Source organism: Geothrix mesophila, from assembly GCF_022808835.1.
GTDB classification, from domain to species: Bacteria; Acidobacteriota; Holophagae; order Holophagales; family Holophagaceae; genus Geothrix; species Geothrix paludis.
Genome location: NZ_JAKZLD010000004.1, coordinates 42,437 through 58,520 on the forward strand (window position 1 = coordinate 42,437; position 16,084 = coordinate 58,520).

At 67.2% G+C, this 16,084-nt stretch carries 20 protein-coding genes; 13 read left to right on the forward strand and 7 right to left on the reverse strand.

The window, feature by feature from the left end; translation table 11 throughout:
• Positions 1 to 18: 18 nt before the first annotated feature.
• From MLG87_RS16320 to MLG87_RS12440, 5 genes are all read right to left on the reverse strand, one after another.
• A complete protein-coding gene (locus MLG87_RS16320) occupies positions 19 to 732 on the reverse strand; it encodes a response regulator transcription factor (protein ID WP_243295490.1) in 714 nt (237 codons plus the stop codon).
• 96 nt (positions 733 to 828) lie between these two features.
• Positions 829 to 1,629, reverse strand: coding sequence for a c-type cytochrome (locus MLG87_RS12425; RefSeq protein ID WP_243295491.1), 801 nt, complete (start codon positions 1,627 to 1,629; stop codon positions 829 to 831).
• 127 nt (positions 1,630 to 1,756) lie between these two features.
• Positions 1,757 to 3,328: a sensor histidine kinase gene (locus MLG87_RS12430; RefSeq protein ID WP_243295492.1), complete on the reverse strand. Its 1,572-nt coding sequence runs from the start codon at positions 3,326 to 3,328 to the stop codon at positions 1,757 to 1,759.
• A gap of 51 nt (positions 3,329 to 3,379) precedes the next feature.
• Positions 3,380 to 4,348, reverse strand: coding sequence for a quinolinate synthase NadA (gene nadA / locus MLG87_RS12435; RefSeq protein ID WP_243295493.1), 969 nt, complete (start codon positions 4,346 to 4,348; stop codon positions 3,380 to 3,382).
• Positions 4,349 to 4,357: 9 nt separating this feature from the next.
• Positions 4,358 to 4,534, reverse strand: a complete 177-nt coding sequence (locus MLG87_RS12440) for a hypothetical protein (protein ID WP_243295494.1) — start codon at positions 4,532 to 4,534, stop codon at positions 4,358 to 4,360.
• A gap of 136 nt (positions 4,535 to 4,670) precedes the next feature.
• On the opposite strand from MLG87_RS12440, the gene MLG87_RS12445 reads away from it, so the two are divergent.
• The gene (locus MLG87_RS12445; protein ID WP_243295495.1) at positions 4,671 to 6,830 is read left to right on the forward strand and encodes a glutamine synthetase III family protein; all 2,160 of its coding nucleotides are present in this window, start codon (positions 4,671 to 4,673) and stop codon (positions 6,828 to 6,830) included.
• Positions 6,831 to 6,894: 64 nt separating this feature from the next.
• On the opposite strand, the gene MLG87_RS12450 is transcribed toward MLG87_RS12445, so the two are convergent.
• Entirely contained in the window at positions 6,895 to 7,470 is a 576-nt protein-coding gene (locus MLG87_RS12450; protein ID WP_243295496.1) for an outer membrane beta-barrel protein, read from the reverse strand.
• 84 nt (positions 7,471 to 7,554) lie between these two features.
• On the reverse strand, positions 7,555 to 8,052 hold the full coding sequence (gene rfaE2, locus MLG87_RS12455) for a D-glycero-beta-D-manno-heptose 1-phosphate adenylyltransferase (protein WP_243295497.1): 498 nt from the start codon (positions 8,050 to 8,052) through the stop codon (positions 7,555 to 7,557).
• Positions 8,053 to 8,108: 56 nt separating this feature from the next.
• Here rfaE2 and MLG87_RS12460 point away from each other — a divergent pair, with 56 nt between their 5' ends.
• The 12 genes from MLG87_RS12460 to rpsC all read left to right on the forward strand — a co-directional run bounded on the left by MLG87_RS12460 (position 8,109) and on the right by rpsC (position 16,081).
• On the forward strand, positions 8,109 to 8,381 hold the full coding sequence (locus MLG87_RS12460; protein ID WP_243295498.1) for an FmdB family zinc ribbon protein: 273 nt from the start codon (positions 8,109 to 8,111) through the stop codon (positions 8,379 to 8,381).
• A gap of 182 nt (positions 8,382 to 8,563) precedes the next feature.
• Entirely contained in the window at positions 8,564 to 8,962 is a 399-nt protein-coding gene (gene rpsL / locus MLG87_RS12465; RefSeq protein ID WP_026852760.1) for a 30S ribosomal protein S12, read from the forward strand.
• 12 nt (positions 8,963 to 8,974) lie between these two features.
• Positions 8,975 to 9,445, forward strand: coding sequence for a 30S ribosomal protein S7 (gene rpsG / locus MLG87_RS12470; RefSeq protein ID WP_243288441.1), 471 nt, complete (start codon positions 8,975 to 8,977; stop codon positions 9,443 to 9,445).
• A gap of 106 nt (positions 9,446 to 9,551) precedes the next feature.
• Positions 9,552 to 11,660: an elongation factor G gene (gene fusA, locus MLG87_RS12475; protein ID WP_243295499.1), complete on the forward strand. Its 2,109-nt coding sequence runs from the start codon at positions 9,552 to 9,554 to the stop codon at positions 11,658 to 11,660.
• Positions 11,661 to 12,007: 347 nt separating this feature from the next.
• Positions 12,008 to 12,334 carry a 30S ribosomal protein S10 gene (gene rpsJ / locus MLG87_RS12480; RefSeq protein ID WP_043483643.1) on the forward strand — a complete coding sequence of 109 codons (327 nt, stop codon included), beginning with the start codon at positions 12,008 to 12,010 and terminating at the stop codon, positions 12,332 to 12,334.
• Between the two features lie 14 nt (positions 12,335 to 12,348).
• Entirely contained in the window at positions 12,349 to 12,975 is a 627-nt protein-coding gene (gene rplC, locus MLG87_RS12485) for a 50S ribosomal protein L3 (RefSeq protein ID WP_243288439.1), read from the forward strand.
• Position 12,976: 1 nt separating this feature from the next.
• Complete coding sequence (rplD, locus tag MLG87_RS12490) at positions 12,977 to 13,612, forward strand: 50S ribosomal protein L4 (protein ID WP_243288438.1); 636 nt, start codon at positions 12,977 to 12,979, stop codon at positions 13,610 to 13,612.
• Positions 13,609 to 13,884, forward strand: a complete 276-nt coding sequence (locus MLG87_RS12495) for a 50S ribosomal protein L23 (protein ID WP_026852754.1) — start codon at positions 13,609 to 13,611, stop codon at positions 13,882 to 13,884. The genes rplD and MLG87_RS12495 overlap by 4 nt, the downstream gene beginning before the upstream one ends.
• Positions 13,885 to 13,957: 73 nt before the next feature.
• Positions 13,958 to 14,779 (forward strand): 50S ribosomal protein L2, encoded by an 822-nt coding sequence (gene rplB / locus MLG87_RS12500; RefSeq protein WP_243295500.1) that lies wholly within the window; start codon positions 13,958 to 13,960, stop codon positions 14,777 to 14,779.
• 11 nt (positions 14,780 to 14,790) lie between these two features.
• Positions 14,791 to 15,075 (forward strand): 30S ribosomal protein S19, encoded by a 285-nt coding sequence (gene rpsS / locus MLG87_RS12505; RefSeq protein WP_026852752.1) that lies wholly within the window; start codon positions 14,791 to 14,793, stop codon positions 15,073 to 15,075.
• 2 nt (positions 15,076 to 15,077) lie between these two features.
• Entirely contained in the window at positions 15,078 to 15,431 is a 354-nt protein-coding gene (gene rplV, locus MLG87_RS12510; protein WP_043483641.1) for a 50S ribosomal protein L22, read from the forward strand.
• 2 nt (positions 15,432 to 15,433) lie between these two features.
• A complete protein-coding gene (gene rpsC, locus MLG87_RS12515) occupies positions 15,434 to 16,081 on the forward strand; it encodes a 30S ribosomal protein S3 (protein ID WP_243288436.1) in 648 nt (215 codons plus the stop codon).
• Positions 16,082 to 16,084 lie beyond the last annotated feature (3 nt).

Genomic DNA, 16,084 nt, shown 5'->3' on the forward strand with positions numbered 1-16,084 from the left:
CGGGGACGAAGGTCCAGTCTACCCGTTCGACGCGGCCCCGCCGGCCTCCGGTTCCACGGGGGTGATCCACCGGTAGCCTTCGCCGCCCACCGTGGTGATCCAGGGTGAACCGAGCTCCTCCCCGAGCTTGCGGCGCAGGTTGGCGATGTGGACGTCCACCGTGCGGGCGCTGGGGCGGGCGTCCGGCTCCCAGGCCAGCTGCAACAGCTCCTTGCGGCTGTGGGTCCGGCCCGCGTGGGTGATGAGGATCTCCAGCAGGCGGAACTCGCGAGGGGTCAGCTCCAGGGGCTTCCCTTCCCGCCGGGCCTCCAGGCGCGGGAGGTTGAAGCGGAAGGGGCCGGACCGCAGCAGGGTCGGGCGGTCCACGGGGCGGGTCCGGCGCAGGATCGCCTTCACCCGGGCGACGAGCTCCAGCACGGAGAAGGGCTTCACCAGGTAGTCGTCAGCCCCCAGGCTCAGGCCCTTCACCCGGTCCGCCTCCTCGCCCCGAGCCGTGAGGAGGAGCACGGGCACGTGGTCCCGCCGGTCCCGGAGGGTGCGGAGGACCTCGAATCCGTCCAGCTGGGGCAGCATCAGGTCCAGCACGATGAGATCCGCGGCTCGGGCCGTGTGGGCCGCCAGGGCGGGCACACCATCCTCCACGGCCTCCACGGAGTAGCCTTCGAAGCTCAGGTTGTTGACGAGGAGTTGGCAGAGGGAGGGCTCATCCTCCACCACGAGGATGTGGATCACGGCATCTCGCTCAAGGATCGTGCTTCATCCACGATGCGAGCATTGCCTTGGAAAGGCAAGTTGGATCGGCTGCAATTTCCTAGTGCGGGTATTCCTTCAGTACCGGCTGTCCGCGGGCTTCCCGCCCCGGGGCCAATCGTTCACCTTCCCGGGGAAATCCGGCCGGGGTTGATGGGTGAAGTAGGCGGACACGTCGTAAGCCTCCTGGGCCGTGAGGGGCTCCGTTCCGCCCAGCCCGCTCATGTTGGCCTTCACGAAGGCCGCGGCCTTGCTGGTGCGGGCCATGCCGGCCCCGAGGTTGAAGGACCGGGGGCCCCAGAGCGGCGGAATGTCCGCGGAGCCCTGGCCGTCCTCCCCGTGGCAGACCACGCAGGCCCGGGCGTAAACCGCCTTGCCGCGTTCCGGATCCGCGGGCGCGGGGGCCTGCAGGGGGGGATTTCCCCGGCCCACCACCTCGGCTCCCACGGGGACATCCTTGGACAGCCACCAGACATAGGCGAGCAGGCCGCGCATCTCCTCGCTGTTGGTCGGCAGGGGCTTGCCGTTCATGGAGCGCAGGAAGCAGCCGTTGATGCGGTCCTCCATGGTTCCCACGCGCCCGGCCCGGGGCAGGTAGGTGGGGAAGACGGCCCAGAGGCCCACCATGGGCGCGGCGTGGGGCGCCTTCCCGGCGTCCAGGTGGCAGCTACTGCAGCTGAGCGCATTCCCGGAATACGCCGGAGCGTACTTGGGGGTGTTCGTGAAGATCTTCTGGCCCATGCGGATCGCCTCGCCGACGGGTCCCGGGGGAATGGTCGCCTCCTGGGGCGCCTTCAGGGGCACTTGGACGGGCTTCGGCGGCTCGGCGGCCACCATGCCCAGGCTGAGAACCACGAGGCCCATCCATGAACGCGTCATGACTTCCCCCATCGGGCGGGCGTCGCCCGCCCTGATGGTAGGTCCGGGCAGGGGCCGTGCCCCGTGATCCTGGTCATCTCTGAAGGTGCCAGGTGGGTGGAAACCGAGCGGGGATGGGGCCTTCGGGTCAGGCGACCGGCACCTCCAGAAGGGCCGAGAGGCCCTCGCCTGGAGCGGAGGTGAAGGAGAGGCCCCAGCCTTCCTGCTCCGCCACCTGCACCAGGAGGCTCAGGCCGAGCCCCTGGCCTTCCCGCATGAAGCCCTCCTTCCCCTTGGAGCGCAGGCGCTGGAAGGGCTTGCCCAGGGCCTTGAGCTGGTGAGGCTCCAAGCCGTCCCCCTCGTCGGAGACCCGGAGGCAGAGGCGGCGCCGGGTCCGCCAGGATTCCAGGGTGACCCGGCCCCGCCCGTGGGTCAGGGCGTTCTCCACCAGGGTGAGCAGGGCCGAGCGCAAGGAGGGCAGTGGGGCCCGTCCCGATGCCTCCGCCAGCTGGATCTCCAGGGGCCGGTTCTCGACTTCGAATCCCGGGCGCAGATCCTCCACCACGTCGCGGATCCAGGCGGGCGTGGCCAGGCCGTGGGGACCGGAGGCACCGCCGCCCCGGATGACCCGCAGGCCGGTCTCGATGATGGTGGTGAGGTGGTCCACCTCCTCGCCGATCTTGAGCAGCTCCTCGTCGGCCCGCTCGGGGCTGAGGCGGCCCAGGCGCAGAGAGTCGCAGCGGAACTTGAGGATGGCCAGGGGCGTCTTGAGGCTGTGGGTCATGGAGGCCATGCGATCGGCGTCCAGCTCGGCCTTGCGCCGGGTCCGGTGCCGCAGCCACAGGCCCAGCAGCATGGCCAGCCCCACGGAGAGGGCCACGCCAGAGACCAGGCGCCGCTGGGACTTGAGCGTCCGGCGGAAAGCCGCCTGGTCGTCATCGAAGGCCACGCCGCCCAGGGACCAGCCCTCTCCGAAGGCGTTGGTCTTGGTGATGGAGCCCAGGGGCAGGACGATGAGCCGCTGGGGGTCGGCCTGGAGGTTGGGCTGGGCCCCCCAGGGCTGGGGTTTCAGGTCCTTCCGCGTGGCGTCCGATTCCCGGAGGAGCCCCATGCGCAGGGCCCGGCGCGGGGCCAGGGCGATGCCCAGCTCGCGCTCCACGTCCGGGGACCCGGGCCGCCAGCGCTTGATCACCAGCCAGCGGTCCGACAGCAGGACCACCGTGGCCACCTTCCCGAAGTCGGGATCCTGCTCTCGCGGCGGGTTCCACTCGAAGCGCTGGGCCATCTCGGCGTGGGTCATCCATCCCAGGTACTGCTGGGTCTGGGCGGGGTCCCGGGCGGGAACCAGGTGGTCGCCCTCGCGGACCCAGAGGTGGCGGCCCTCGAAGCGGTCCAGCAGGGCCACCACCAGGGGCTGGTCGGCGAGAAAGCGGCGGACGTCCTCCTCATCGCCCCGCTGGATGCTGTGGAGGATCGGCAGGCTCTTCCAGTGCCGCTCCACCGCCTCGAAGTCTACCCAGTGGGCCTCCATGTAGGCCTGTTGGGCGTTGCCGATCTGATCCATCAGGTAGTACCGGGGGGCGAAATACAGCACACCCGCCGTCAACAGGCCCGCCAGGACCAGGAGGACGATGCCGCTCTGCTGCTGGAGGCGCTGCCACCGGGAGGTTCCGAAGCCGGGATGGAGGACACGGAAGCGGGAGGTGCGATGGCGGGGCATGGGGGGCTCGACGGGAAGGGGGTGACAGCCAGCTTAGCGGCCGCCGGTCTCCTAACCCAGGGCCAGCATCCGCTCCAGGGGTTTCAGGGCCTTCAGGCGGATGGCCTCGTCCAGGCGGATCTCAGGCTGCAGGTCCCGCAGGCAGAGATAGAGCTTTTCGAGGCTGTTGAGCTTCATGTAGGGGCAGAGGCTGCAGTTGCAGCCACTGTCGGCCGGGGCGGGGATCAGCTCGGCGTCGGGGCGGCGCTGGCGCATCTGGTGGAGAATGCCGGCTTCCGTGGCCACGATGAAGGCCTTGGCGCTGTCCTTGGCCACGAAGTTGAGCAGGGCCGCCGTGGAACCCACGAAGTCTGCCAGCTGGCTGACGGTGGCGTCGCACTCGGGGTGGGCGATGAGCTTGGCCTCGGGGTGCTGGGCCTTCAAGGCCGCCAGGCGCTTGGCCGTGAACTGCTCGTGGACAATGCAGAAACCAGGGAAGAGCACCATCTCGCGACCCGTCTGCTGCATCACCCACTTGCCCAGGTGGCGGTCGGGGGCGAAGACGATCTTGCGGTCCTTCGGCAGGCTCTCCACCACGCGCACGGCGTTGCTGCTGGTGCAGATGACGGTGCTGAGGGCCTTCACGCCAGCGGAGCAGTTGATGTAGCTCACCACGTCGTGATCCGGGTACTGCTTCAGCCACTCGGCGAAGTAATCCGCCGGGCAGCGGTCCGCCAGGCTGCAGCCGGCATCCATGTCGGGGATCACGACCGTCTTGCCGGGGTTGAGGATCTTGGCGGTCTCAGCCATGAAGTGGACGCCGCAGAAGGCGATGACGTCGGCATCGGCCTTGGCCGCCTGCTGGCTGAGCTGGAGGCTGTCCCCCACGAAGTCCGCCAGATCCTGGATCTCGGGTTCCTGGTAGTAGTGCGCCAGGAGGACGGCTCGCCGCTCGGCCTTCAGCCGCCGGATCTCGGCGGGCAGGTCGAGGCCCGCGGGGATGCTCTCGAGGTCGGGGACGTAGGGGGCGGTCAGGTCCATGACTCCATTCTAGGCCTTCTCAAGGAACCGGCGGATCCGCTGTCCCGGACCCGGGTCGTCGAAGACGGCGGCGAAGGCCGCCCGTTCCCAGGCCAGGGCGGCGGGGCGGGGGATCCCTTCCTGCCGCCCCTGGAGATCCGCCAAGAGAAAAAGAGCCCGCTCGCAGACGGGAAAATCTGTCGCCACAAGGGGGATTCCGCTACCCTGGGGATGGATCGCAGGATCCAGGTGGACATGGGAATCCGATGGCTGCCCCCGAGGGGCGGACATCGGTCCTTTTGTATTTACAGTCATCTTTCACCACCGTCCAAAGGGGGGACACATGGCCAAGGCGCCGGCGCCAGACACTTCCAGCATCTCACGGCTGGACCAGACCAAGATCAGCCAGTACTTCGGCTGCAACACCTTCAGCGAGCGGACCATGCGCGACCGCCTGCAGAAGGATGTCTACAAGGCCTACCGCCAGGCGCTGAAGCGCGGTGAGGCCCTGTCGCCCGAGGTGGCCAAGAGCGTGGCCCAGGCCATGAAGGACTGGGCTCTGGAGCAGGGCTGCACGCACTTCACCCACTGGTTCCTGCCCATGACCGGCGCCACCGCCGAGAAGCACGATGCCTTCATCTCCTGGGACGAGCCGGGCCAGGTCATCGAGCGCTTCAGCGGCAGCCAGCTCATCCAGGGCGAGCCCGACGCCAGTTCCTTCCCCAGCGGCGGCCTGCGCGCCACCTTCGAGGCCCGCGGCTACACGGCCTGGGATCCGGCCAGCCCGGCCTTCCTCATCGAAGGCCCCATCGGCAAGACCCTCTGCATCCCCACGGCCTTCGTGGGGTACCACGGCGAGGCCCTGGACCACAAGGTGCCCCTGCTGCGGTCCATGGAGGTGGTCTCCCGGCGCGCCAGCGAGGGCCTGGCCCACTTCGGCGTGGCCGCCGACGCGGTGGTGGCCCAGTGCGGCCCCGAGCAGGAGTACTTCGCCGTGGACCTGGAGCTGGCCCAGCAGCGGCCGGACCTCATGTTCGCCAACCGCACCCTCCAGGGCGCCAAGCCGCCCAAGGGCCAGGAGCTGGAGGACCACTACTTCGGCAGCATCAAGGAGCGGGTCCTCGGCTTCATGCAGGAGGTCGAGCTGGAGTGCTTCAAGCTCGGCATCCCCGCCAAGACCCGCCACAACGAGGTGGCCCCCAACCAGTTCGAGATCGCGCCCATCTACGAGGCCGCCAACATCGCGAGCGACCATAACCAGCTGCTCATGGAGATCCTCAAGTCCGTGGGCGAGCGTCACGGCCTGGCCATCCTCCTGCACGAGAAGCCCTTCGCCGGCGTCAACGGCAGCGGAAAGCACGTGAACTGGAGCCTGGCCACGGACGAGGGGCAGAACCTGCTGGAGCCCGGCCAGACCCCCGAGGAGAACCTGCAGTTCCTCTACTTCCTCAGCGCCACCCTGAAGGCCATCCACACCCACGGCGGCCTGCTCCGCGCCGCCATCGCCAGCGCCGGCAACGACCACCGCCTGGGCGCCAACGAGGCGCCGCCGGCCATCATGTCCGTGTTCCTGGGCGCCCAGCTCAGCCACATCCTCGACGCCATCGAGAAGGGCGCCGCCGCCGACGCCTCTTCCCAGCGGATCCTGGATCTCGGCATCGGCAACCTGCCCCGCATTGAGAAGGACGCCACGGACCGCAACCGCACCAGCCCCTTCGCCTTCACGGGCAACAAATTCGAGTTCCGCGCCGTGGGTTCCAGCCAGCCCATCGCCCTGCCGCTGACGGTGATCAACGCCGCCGTGGCCGAAGCGCTGGAAGGGCTGAACGCCAAGCTGGACGCCGAGATCAAGGCCGGCAAGGAACACCGCGCCGCCGTCCTGTCCGTGGTGCGCGAAGCCATCATCGAGACCAAGTCCATCCGCTTCGAGGGCAACGGCTACTCCGACGAGTGGAAGGCGGAGGCCGAGCGCCGCGGCCTTCCCCACGCGAAGGACACGGTGGCGGCCCTGCACATCTGGGAGAACCCCGCGGCCAAGTCCGTGTTCTCCAAGCCGGGCATCCTGTCCGAGGGCGAGCTGGAATCGCGCATCCACATCCGCCACGAGCAGTACCAGAAGGCCATCGCCATCGAAACGCAGGTCCTGCGCGAGATGGCGGAGACCCAGATCCTGCCCTCCATCACGGCGGACCTGGGAGCCCGGGCCAAGAGCCTTGGCCGGCTGGCCGCCGCGGGCATCGCGGTGCCCGAGACCCTGAAGGCCTCGCTCCAGGCCCAGGCCACCCTCGCGGGCGAGGCCCAGTCGCGCCTTTCCGCCATGAAGGCCGCCCTGGCCGACGCGGATGCCATCGAGGACCTGCATGCACGGACCGAAGCCTTCGGGCAGAAGGTGAACGAGGCCAAGCACGCTCTGAGGGAGGTGCTCGACCTCCTGGAAGAGGCCTGCGATGCCGACCTCTGGCCCCTGCCCAAGTACTGGCAGCTGCTGTCGCCCCTGCTCTAGCTGGTTCCGGTTCTCACGAAAACGGGCCGCGATCGCGGCCCGTTTTTCGTGAGGGGGATGGAGGTTACCGGCCGAAGCGGAACACGGCGCTCACCTGGACCCAGGTGGCGGTGTCGAAGCCGAAGCCATCGTTGCCGTTCTTGTCCACGAAGACCTGGTTCAGGGAGCCTTCGAGCGAGAACATCTTGTTGAAGGTGTAGCCGCCGCCGCCGCGCAGGCCGAGCTTGCCGCTCTGGCTGGCGCTGCCGCTGAAGCCGTTTCCGCTGTAGTCGTCCTTGACGCTGTTGAGGGAGGCACCGGCGATGGTGTACCAGCCCTGGTTCGGGCTCTGGAAGTTGTAGACCCAGTCGGCACCCACCTGCAGGATCTTGAAGTCGTTGTTGACATCAGCCGGGCCGCCCCAGCCGGAGCCGGGAAGGCTGTGGTAGGTCAGTTGGGCGCGGACCTGGTGGTGGGAGGTGATGTTGAAGTCCAGGTGACCGCCGATGTGGGCACCGAAGAACTGGTTGGTGCCGAAATCGGTCTTGTCCTTCAGGTCCCCGACCGGCAGAGAGAGCCCCGTCTGCAGTCCGCCAGTGATGTCCTGGGCGGCGAGGGGCAGGCCCAGAAGGGCGAGGGCAAGGGCAACGCGGTGACGCATGAGACCTCCGACAATGACGGGCCCCGGTGTGAGGCCGGTCCCAAGCCTAGCGAGGTACTGTCACAATTGGATCATCCGAAGGATCTATACGCGGGGCTCGAGCGTGACGCCGCGCCCACTGCGGATCCGCTGCTCGATGCGCGAGGTGCTGTGGCCCGGGAGGAAGGGCAGGAGGACGAGCCTGCCGCCGCGGGTTTCCACGATCTCGCGGCCCACCACGTTGTCCGGGGTGTAGTCCCCGCCCTTCACCAGCACGTCCGGCTGGAGGGCGCGGATGAGTTCCAGCGGCGTGTCCTCCCTGAAGAGCACGACCGCATCCACGCTGCGCAAGGCCAGCAGGATGGCCGCCCGGGCGGCCTCGTCCTGCAGCGGCCGGCCCGGCCCCTTCAGGCGCGCCACGGAGGCATCGCTGTTGAGGCCCACCACGAGGAAGTCGCCCAGGGCGCGGGCCTCGGCCAGGTACTGCACGTGGCCGGGGTGGATCAGGTCGAAGCAGCCGTTGGTGAAGCACAGCGTTCCCGGACGGGGGACAGCCTCGAGGAAGGCTTCAGGGCTCTGGAAGAAACGGGTCAGTGACGGCATCTAAGAGACCGGGATAAAATGGAAGGTTCAGGGAGAAGTCCCAGGAGAAGTCTGCCATGCCGCTCTATGAATACCGTTGTGAAGCTTGTGGCCAGCCCGAGGAGAAGCTGGAGAGCATGTCCGCCCCCGACACGCATGCGTGCCCGGCCTGCGGCGAGCCCGGCGGCATGAGGCGGCAGGTGTCCGTATCGGCCTTCGCCCTGACCGGTGGGGGGTGGTACAAGGGCGCCGCCCCCGCGCCCGCCACGGCCTCCGCTTCGGCCCCGGAGGCCTCCAAGGGCGGTCACGGCTGCGCCGCGGGCGGCTGCGGGTGCCCCCTCGCCGGGTGAGGCCCGTCTCCATGGGTTTACGCCTGGTGCGTTGACTTCCATGGCCATTCCGATAACCTAGATGGTTCCGGCCCCGTGGGCCGGCGCAGGATTTCATCCGTCCGACGTTCTCCGGAGCCTCCACCGCGGCGAACCTCTCGGGCCCAGGCCCGGATCCACCGGCGCCTTCCTTGGAGGATGGTGTGCCTACCATCAATCAGCTGATCCGCCTCGGGCGGAAGACGTTCCAGAACAAGACGAAGAGCCCCGCGCTCGACGCCTGCCCGCAGAAGCGTGGCGTGTGCACCCGCGTGTTCACCACCACCCCCAAGAAGCCGAACTCCGCGCTTCGCAAGGTGGCCCGCGTGCGCCTCACCAACGGCATCGAGTGCACGACCTACATCCCGGGCGTGGGCCACAACCTGCAGGAGCACAGCATCGTGCTCATCCGCGGCGGCCGCGTGAAGGACCTGCCGGGCGTGCGCTACCACGTCGTCCGCGGCACCCTGGACGCCACCGGCGTCGCGGGCCGCAACCAGTCCCGTTCCAAGTACGGCGCCAAGCGCCCCAAGGCTGGCGCCGCGCCGGCCAAGAAGAAGTAGGGGAGGTGACACATGGCCCGTCGTTCCGCACCCGCCAAGCGTGAGATCCTCCCGGATCCCGTCTACAACAGCCTCGTCGTCTCCAAGTTCGTGAACATCCTCATGGAGCGCGGCAAGAAGGCCACCGCCGAGCGCATCCTCTACGGGGCGCTGGAGATCGTCGCCAAGAAGAGCGGCGAGGAGGCCCTGGAGGCCTTCCAGAAGGCCCTCAACAACATCAAGCCCTCGGTGGAAGTGAAGTCCCGCCGCGTGGGCGGCGCCACCTACCAGGTGCCCGTGGAGGTTCCCCAGAACCGCCGCCAGTCCCTGGCCATGCGCTGGCTGAAGATCTACTCCGCCTCCCGCGGCGAGCGCACCATGCGCGACAAGCTGGCTGGCGAGATCCTGGACGCCATGAACTTCCGCGGCGCCGCCATCAAGAAGAAGGACGACGTCCACAAGATGGCCGAGGCCAACAAGGCCTTCGCGCACTTCCGCTGGTAGCAGCCCATCCGACCGGAAGGAGCCGCCGACCCGGCGGCTCCTTCCGCGAAGGTCTTTGAAGCATTTCCCGACTCCGATTCTGCATTGATCCTTTCAGGAGGCCGCTGTGGCCCGCCAGACCCCCCTCGAGCGCTACCGGAACATCGGCATCATGGCGCACATCGATGCCGGCAAGACCACCACGACGGAGCGCATCCTCTACTACACCGGCAAGATCCACAAGATCGGCGAGGTGCATGAGGGTGCCGCGACCACCGACTGGATGGTGCAGGAGCAGGAGCGGGGCATCACCATCACCTCCGCCGCCATCACGGCCGCCTGGACGCCCCAGACCGGCCAGCTGAAGGGCGTGGAGCACCGCATCAACATCATCGACACCCCTGGCCACGTGGACTTCACGGCCGAGGTGGAGCGCAGCCTCCGCGTGCTCGACGGCGCCGTGGCCGTGTTCTGCGCCGTGGGCGGCGTGCAGCCCCAGTCCGAGACCGTGTGGCGCCAGGCCGACAAGTACGGCGTGCCCCGCCTGGCCTTCGTGAACAAGATGGACCGCACCGGCGCGGACTTCTTCCGCGTCGTCAAGATGATGCAGGACCGCCTGAAGGCGCGTCCCTGTCCCATCCAGATCCCCATCGGCGCCGAGGAGAACTTCAAGGGCGTGGTGGACCTGATCCTCATGAAGGCCGTCACCTTCGATGATGCCGACAAGGGCTTCAAGACCCTCTACGGCGAGATCCCCGCCGACCTGGTGGAGACCGCCAAGGAGTGGCGCGAGAAGATGGTCGAGATGGTCGCCGAGACCGACGAGCACCTCATGGAAAAGTACCTGGGCGGCGAAGAGCTGACCGAGGCCGAGCTGCGCGAGGGTATCCGCAAGGGCTGCGTGTCGCTGGCCTTCACCCCCATGACCTGCGGCTCCGCCTTCAAGAACAAGGGCGTCCAGCCCATGCTCGACGCGGTCGTGAGCTACATGCCCTCGCCCCTGGACATTCCCGCCATCAAGGGCATGGACAGCGACGGCAACGAGGTGGAGCGCAAGGCTGACGACAACGAGCCCTTCAGCGCCCTCATCTTCAAGATCATGGCCGATCCCTTCGTGGGCTCCCTGGCCTTCCTGCGCGTCTACTCCGGCATCCTGCCGGCCGGCTCCGGCGTCTACAACGCCAACAAGGGCCGCCGCGAGCGCATCGGGCGCCTCCTCCAGATGCACGCCAACAAGCGTGAGGACATCGAGGAAGTCCGCACGGGTGACATCGGCGCCGCCGTGGGCCTCAAGGACGTCCTCACGGGTCAGACCATCTGCGACGAGAACAACCCCGTGGTGCTCGAGTCCATGGACTTCCCGGATCCCGTGATCCAGGTCGCCATCGAGCCCAAGACCAAGGCCGACCAGGAGAAGATGGGCATCGCCCTGGCCCGCCTGGCCCAGGAGGATCCCACCTTCAAGGTGAAGACTGATCCCGAGACCAACCAGACCATCATCGCCGGCATGGGCGAGCTGCACCTCGAGATCATCGTCGACCGCATGATGCGCGAGTTCAAGGTCGAGGCCAACGTGGGCAAGCCCCAGGTGGCCTACCGCGAGACCATCCGCAAGCGGGTGGAATCCGAGGGCAAGTTCGTCCGCCAGTCCGGTGGTCGCGGCCAGTACGGCCACGTCAAGCTCATCGTCGAACCCAACGAGGTCGGCAAGGGCTACGAGTTCATCAACGAGATCAAGGGCGGCGTGGTTCCCAAGGAATACATCAAGCCCACCGACGAAGGCATCCAGGAGGCCATGCACTCCGGCGTCCTCGCGGGCTACCCCGTGGTGGACATCAAGGTGACCATCTACGACGGCAGCTTCCACGAGGTGGACTCGAACGAAATGGCGTTCAAGATCGCCGGCTCCATGGGCTTCAAGGCCGGCTGCGAGAAGGCTAGCCCCGTGATCCTCGAGCCCATCATGGCGGTCGAAGTCGAGACCCCCGAGGACTACATGGGCGACGTCATCGGCAACCTGAACAGCCGCCGTGGCCGCATCGAGAACATGGAGGAGCGCTCGGGCTCCAAGGTCATCACGTCCAAGGTGCCCCTGGCCGAGATGTTCGCCTACTCCACGACCCTGCGTTCCATGACCCAGGGCCGCGGCACCTACACCATGCAGTTCTCGCACTACGAAGAGGCTCCCCGGAACGTGGCGGAAGAAATCATCGCCAAGGTCAAGGGTGCCAAGTAGGTCGATGTTCTCCGGGGGTTCCGTGCTTCGCAGACACCCCCGGACCCCCGCAACTCGGCCTGGCGAAGCCAGCCCTCGTTGCCTCCCATTGCACCAACATCAGTAACTTGCTTTATCTGCAGTCTTAGCCCCTTCCCGGGGTGAGGCCGTCCTTCGAACCTTCGGGTTGCCGGGCCTCTTGATCCACCCGCTTCCTCCCCCGGGAGGTCGTGCGTTCTCTCAAAAAGCCGTTGAATTTGCAGCGGCTTTTGTTATGCTGATCAGCCCTGTCCCTGTCGTTGGGACGGATTTACATGGGCGGTCAGCGCCCCACGTCTATGGACGGTTCCCGTCCCAATGGAGTGAGCATGAAAGACAACATCCGCATCCGTTTGCGTGCCTTCGACCACCGTCTGCTCGATCAGAGCACCCGCGAGATCGTGGACACCGCCAAGCGCACGGGCGCCCAGGTGGCGGGACCGATTCCCCTCCCCACCCGGACGAACAAGTACACCGTGAACCGTTCCCCCCACGTGGACAAGAAGAGCCGGGACCAGTTTGAGATCCGCACGCACAAGCGGCTGCTCGACATCCTGAACCCGACCCAGAACACCGTGGACACGCTCATGCGTCTCGACCTGCCTGCTGGCGTCGACGTGGAGATCAAGGTCTTCAGCCGCCAGGGCAACCGGTAGAGGGGGGAGAGAACATGTCCAAAGGAATTATCGGCAAGAAGCTGGGGATGACCCAGATCTTCAATGAGCAGGGCCAGATCGTCCCTGTGACTGTCATCCAGGCCGGCCCCTGCGTGGTCGTGATGCGCAAGACCTCCGCCAAGGATGGCTACGAGGCCGTGCAGATCGGCTACGTGGACCCCAATGGCGGGAAGCGCGCCAGCAAGGCCGAGAAGGGCCACTGCGAGAAGCAGGGCGTCGCCCCGGTCCGCGTGCTGCGCGAGATCAAGGTGGACGCGGCCGACACGTCCAAGCCCGGCGACAGCGTCCTGGCCAGCGCCTTCGAGGCGAAGACCAAGGTGAACGTCACCGGCATCAGCAAGGGCAAGGGCTTCGCCGGCGTCATCAAGCGGCACCACTTCGCCGGCGGTCGTGCGACCCACGGCTCCATGTTCCACCGCGCCCCCGGTTCCATCGGCGGGTCGAGCTACCCCAGCCGCGTCTTCCCCGGCATGCGCATGGCCGGCCACATGGGCGATGCCCAGGTGACCGTGCGCAACCTGGAGATCGCCAAGGTGGACGCCGAGAACAACCTGCTGCTCATCAAGGGCGCCGTCCCCGGCCCCAAGGGTGGGTACATCGTCATCAAGCAGGAGGCCTAGGATGGCAGCGTTCCAGCACCCCGTCGTCAACCTCGACAACAAGCAGGTCGGCACCGTCGATCTCCTGCCCGAGGTGTTCAAGCTCGAGGACCTGAACGAGCACCTGATCTGGGAAGCGGTGCGCCACTTCCTGGCCAAGCGCCGCTCCGGCACCGCCAAGACCAAGGACAAGTGGGAAGTCAGCGGCTCCGGCAAGAAGCTCTGGAAGCAGAAGGGCACCGGCCGCGCCCGCGTGGGCTCCATCCGCAGCCCGCTGTGGAAGGGCGGCGCCACGGTCCATGGCCCCCACCCGCGTTCCTATGATTACGCGTTCCCCAAGAAGGCCCGGCGCGCCGCCCTGCGCAACGCGCTGTCCGCCAAGCTGGCCAGCGGCCAGATGCTGGTGGTCGAGAGCTGGGAGGTCGAGTCCCACAAGACCAAGGCCCTGATCCAGACCCTCGGCAAGCTCGGTGTCACCGGCTCCGCCCTCCTGGTGGGTACCGAGGCCAGCGAGAAGCTCTCCCGCGCCGCCGGCAACAACCCGAAGCTGCAGACCGTCGAGAGCCTGGGCGTGAACGTCTATGAGCTCCTCAAGTACGACCAGGTGATCTTCTCCAAGGAAGCCGTCCTGGCCCTCCAGGAGGTGGTGAAGCCATGACCAAGATCTTCGACGTGATCCGCAAGCCCCTCCTCACGGAGAAGGGCCAGATCCTGCGGGAGAAGAACATCCAGGTGTTCGAGGTGGCCACCTGGGCCACCAAGCACCAGATCCAGGAGGCCGTGGAGCTCCTGCTCCAGTCCAAGGTGAAGAGCGTCCGCACCGTGCGGATTCCCAGCCGGACCAAGCGCCTCGGCCGTTTCGTGGGGACCTCCAGCCCCCGGAAGAAGGCCTATGTCGAACTCGCCGAGGGCGCACCCGCGTCCGAGTAGGCGATCCATGGCGGACGGACAAGCTTTGCCCACTATCGCCCGCCCCTTTCAACCCTGAGGCAAGAGGACACCCATGAGCATCAAGCAGCTCAAGCCCACGACCCCCGGTCAGCGCGGCATGTCCAAGTTCGGCTTCGAGGAAATCACGACGGATACGCCTGAGCGTTCCCTGATTGCCAAGAAGAACCGCACTGGCGGCCGGTCCAACACCGGTCGGGTCACCACCCGCCACATCGGCGGCGGCCACAAGCGCCAGTACCGCATCATCGACTTCAAGCGCAACAAGCTCGAAGTCCCGGCCAAGGTCGCGACCATCGAATACGATCCCAACCGCACCGCCCGCATCGCCCTCCTGGTCTACGCGGACGGCGAGAAGCGCTACATCCTGGCCCCCGATGGCCTGGAAGTGGGCCGCACCGTGGTGGCCGGCAAGAACGCCGACATCCTGGTGGGCAACGCGCTGCCCCTGCGGAACATCCCCGTGGGCAACACGGTGCACAACATCGAGATGAAGCCCGGCAAGGGCGGCCAGATCGCCCGCGCCGCCGGCACCTTCGCCCAGCTCGTGGCGAAGGAGGACGACTACGCCCAGCTCCGCATGCCCTCCGGCGAGATCCGCAAGATCCACCTGGACTGCTACGCGACCATCGGCACCGTCGGCAACCTGCAGCACGAGAACATCCAGATCGGCAAGGCCGGTCGGACCCGCTGGAAGGGCATCCGTCCGACCGTCCGCGGCGTGGTCATGAACCCCGTCGACCACCCGCACGGTGGCGGCGAGGGTCGCACCTCCGGTGGCCGTCACCCCGTGACGCCCTGGGGCCAGCCGACCCGTGGCTACAAGACCCGTGGCAACCGTCGCACGGACAAGTTCATCGTCAAGCGGATCAACTAGGAGGCCCGACAATGGCACGTTCCCTGAAAAAAGGCCCGTTCATTGACGCCCACCTCCAGAAGAAGGTGGAAGTCGCCCAGGCGGCCAACGACAAGCGCGTGATCAAGACCTGGTCCCGCCGCTCCACCGTGGTCCCGCAGATGATCGGACTGACCCTCGCCGTGCACAACGGCAACAAGTTCATTCCTGTCTATGTCACCGAGAACATGATCGGCCACAAGCTGGGCGAGTTCGCCCTGACCCGCACCTTCAAGGGTCACGCTGGCAAGGCCGACACCAAGGCGAAGGGGAAGTAGCGATGGCTGAGATCGTTTCCAGCGCCACCGTTCGCCACCTGCGCGGTTCGGCCCAGAAGGCCCGCCTCGTGGTGGACATGATCCGCGGCAAGCACGTCGGCGAGGCCCAGTGGGTGCTCGCCCAGGCCAAGAAGTACGCCGCCGCTCCCATCCGCAAGCTCCTGGATTCCGCCGTGGCCAACGCCATCGACAAGAACCCGTCCGTCAACCCGGACGAGCTGATGGTCAAGACCGCCTTCGTGGACGAGGGCTTCCGCATGAAGCGCGTCCGCCCTGCGCCCATGGGCCGCGCCTACCGCGTCCAGAAGCGCACCTGCCACATCACCATCCAGCTTTCTGCGGCCGGGGAGGAGTAGTCATGGGTCAGAAGGTCCACCCCTACGGGTTCCGCCTCGTCCACCAGAAGAACTGGCACAGCAAGTGGTTCTCCAAGCGCGAGTACTCCACCCTCCTGCACGAGGACATCAAGCTGCGCCGCGAGCTCAAGAAGCAGCTGCACAGCCTGAACGCGATGATCTCGAAGATCGACATCGAGCGCGCCGCCGACAAGGTCACCGTTCGCATCTTCACCGCCCGCCCTGGCATCGTCATCGGCCGCAAGGGCGCCGAGATCGACAAGCTGCGCGAGGATCTCCAGAAGCGCCTGAACCGCCCCGTGTCCGTCGACATCCAGGAGATCAAGAAGCCTGAGGTCGATGCCCAGCTCGTGGCCGAGGGCGTGGCCCAGCAGCTCGAGCGCCGCATCGCCTTCCGCCGCGCCATGCGCAAGGCGGAGGAGGCCGCGATCCGCTTCGGCGCCAAGGGTTTCAAGATCAAGGTCTCCGGCCGCCTGAACGGCGCCGAGATCGCCCGGACCGAGGACTACCTCTCCGGTCAGATGCCCCTGCAGACCATTCGCGCGGGCGTGGATTACGGTTTCGCCGAGGCCCGCACGACCTACGGGATCATCGGCATCAAGGTTTGGGTGAACCTGGGCGACCAGGTTGCCGAGACCGTGAAGCGCTGAGGT

Bases quoted from the DNA above. Each gene is read 5' to 3' on its own strand.
- rplD (WP_243288438.1), top strand. From the start codon at position 12,977: ATGGCAGCGTTCCAGCACCCCGTCGTCAACCTCGACAACAAGCAGGTC.
- rpsG (WP_243288441.1), top strand. From the start codon at position 8,975: ATGGCCCGTCGTTCCGCACCCGCCAAGCGTGAGATCCTCCCGGATCCC.
- rpsC (WP_243288436.1), top strand. From the start codon at position 15,434: ATGGGTCAGAAGGTCCACCCCTACGGGTTCCGCCTCGTCCACCAGAAG.
- rplC (WP_243288439.1), top strand. From the start codon at position 12,349: ATGTCCAAAGGAATTATCGGCAAGAAGCTGGGGATGACCCAGATCTTC.
- nadA (WP_243295493.1), bottom strand. From the start codon at position 4,348: ATGGACCTGACCGCCCCCTACGTCCCCGACCTCGAGAGCATCCCCGCG.
- MLG87_RS12425 (WP_243295491.1), bottom strand. From the start codon at position 1,629: ATGACGCGTTCATGGATGGGCCTCGTGGTTCTCAGCCTGGGCATGGTG.
- MLG87_RS12460 (WP_243295498.1), top strand. From the start codon at position 8,109: ATGCCGCTCTATGAATACCGTTGTGAAGCTTGTGGCCAGCCCGAGGAG.
- rplB (WP_243295500.1), top strand. From the start codon at position 13,958: ATGAGCATCAAGCAGCTCAAGCCCACGACCCCCGGTCAGCGCGGCATG.
- MLG87_RS12495 (WP_026852754.1), top strand. From the start codon at position 13,609: ATGACCAAGATCTTCGACGTGATCCGCAAGCCCCTCCTCACGGAGAAG.
- rfaE2 (WP_243295497.1), bottom strand. From the start codon at position 8,052: ATGCCGTCACTGACCCGTTTCTTCCAGAGCCCTGAAGCCTTCCTCGAG.
- rplV (WP_043483641.1), top strand. From the start codon at position 15,078: ATGGCTGAGATCGTTTCCAGCGCCACCGTTCGCCACCTGCGCGGTTCG.
- rpsJ (WP_043483643.1), top strand. From the start codon at position 12,008: ATGAAAGACAACATCCGCATCCGTTTGCGTGCCTTCGACCACCGTCTG.
- MLG87_RS12445 (WP_243295495.1), top strand. From the start codon at position 4,671: ATGGCCAAGGCGCCGGCGCCAGACACTTCCAGCATCTCACGGCTGGAC.
- rpsS (WP_026852752.1), top strand. From the start codon at position 14,791: ATGGCACGTTCCCTGAAAAAAGGCCCGTTCATTGACGCCCACCTCCAG.
- MLG87_RS12450 (WP_243295496.1), bottom strand. From the start codon at position 7,470: ATGCGTCACCGCGTTGCCCTTGCCCTCGCCCTTCTGGGCCTGCCCCTC.
- MLG87_RS12430 (WP_243295492.1), bottom strand. From the start codon at position 3,328: ATGCCCCGCCATCGCACCTCCCGCTTCCGTGTCCTCCATCCCGGCTTC.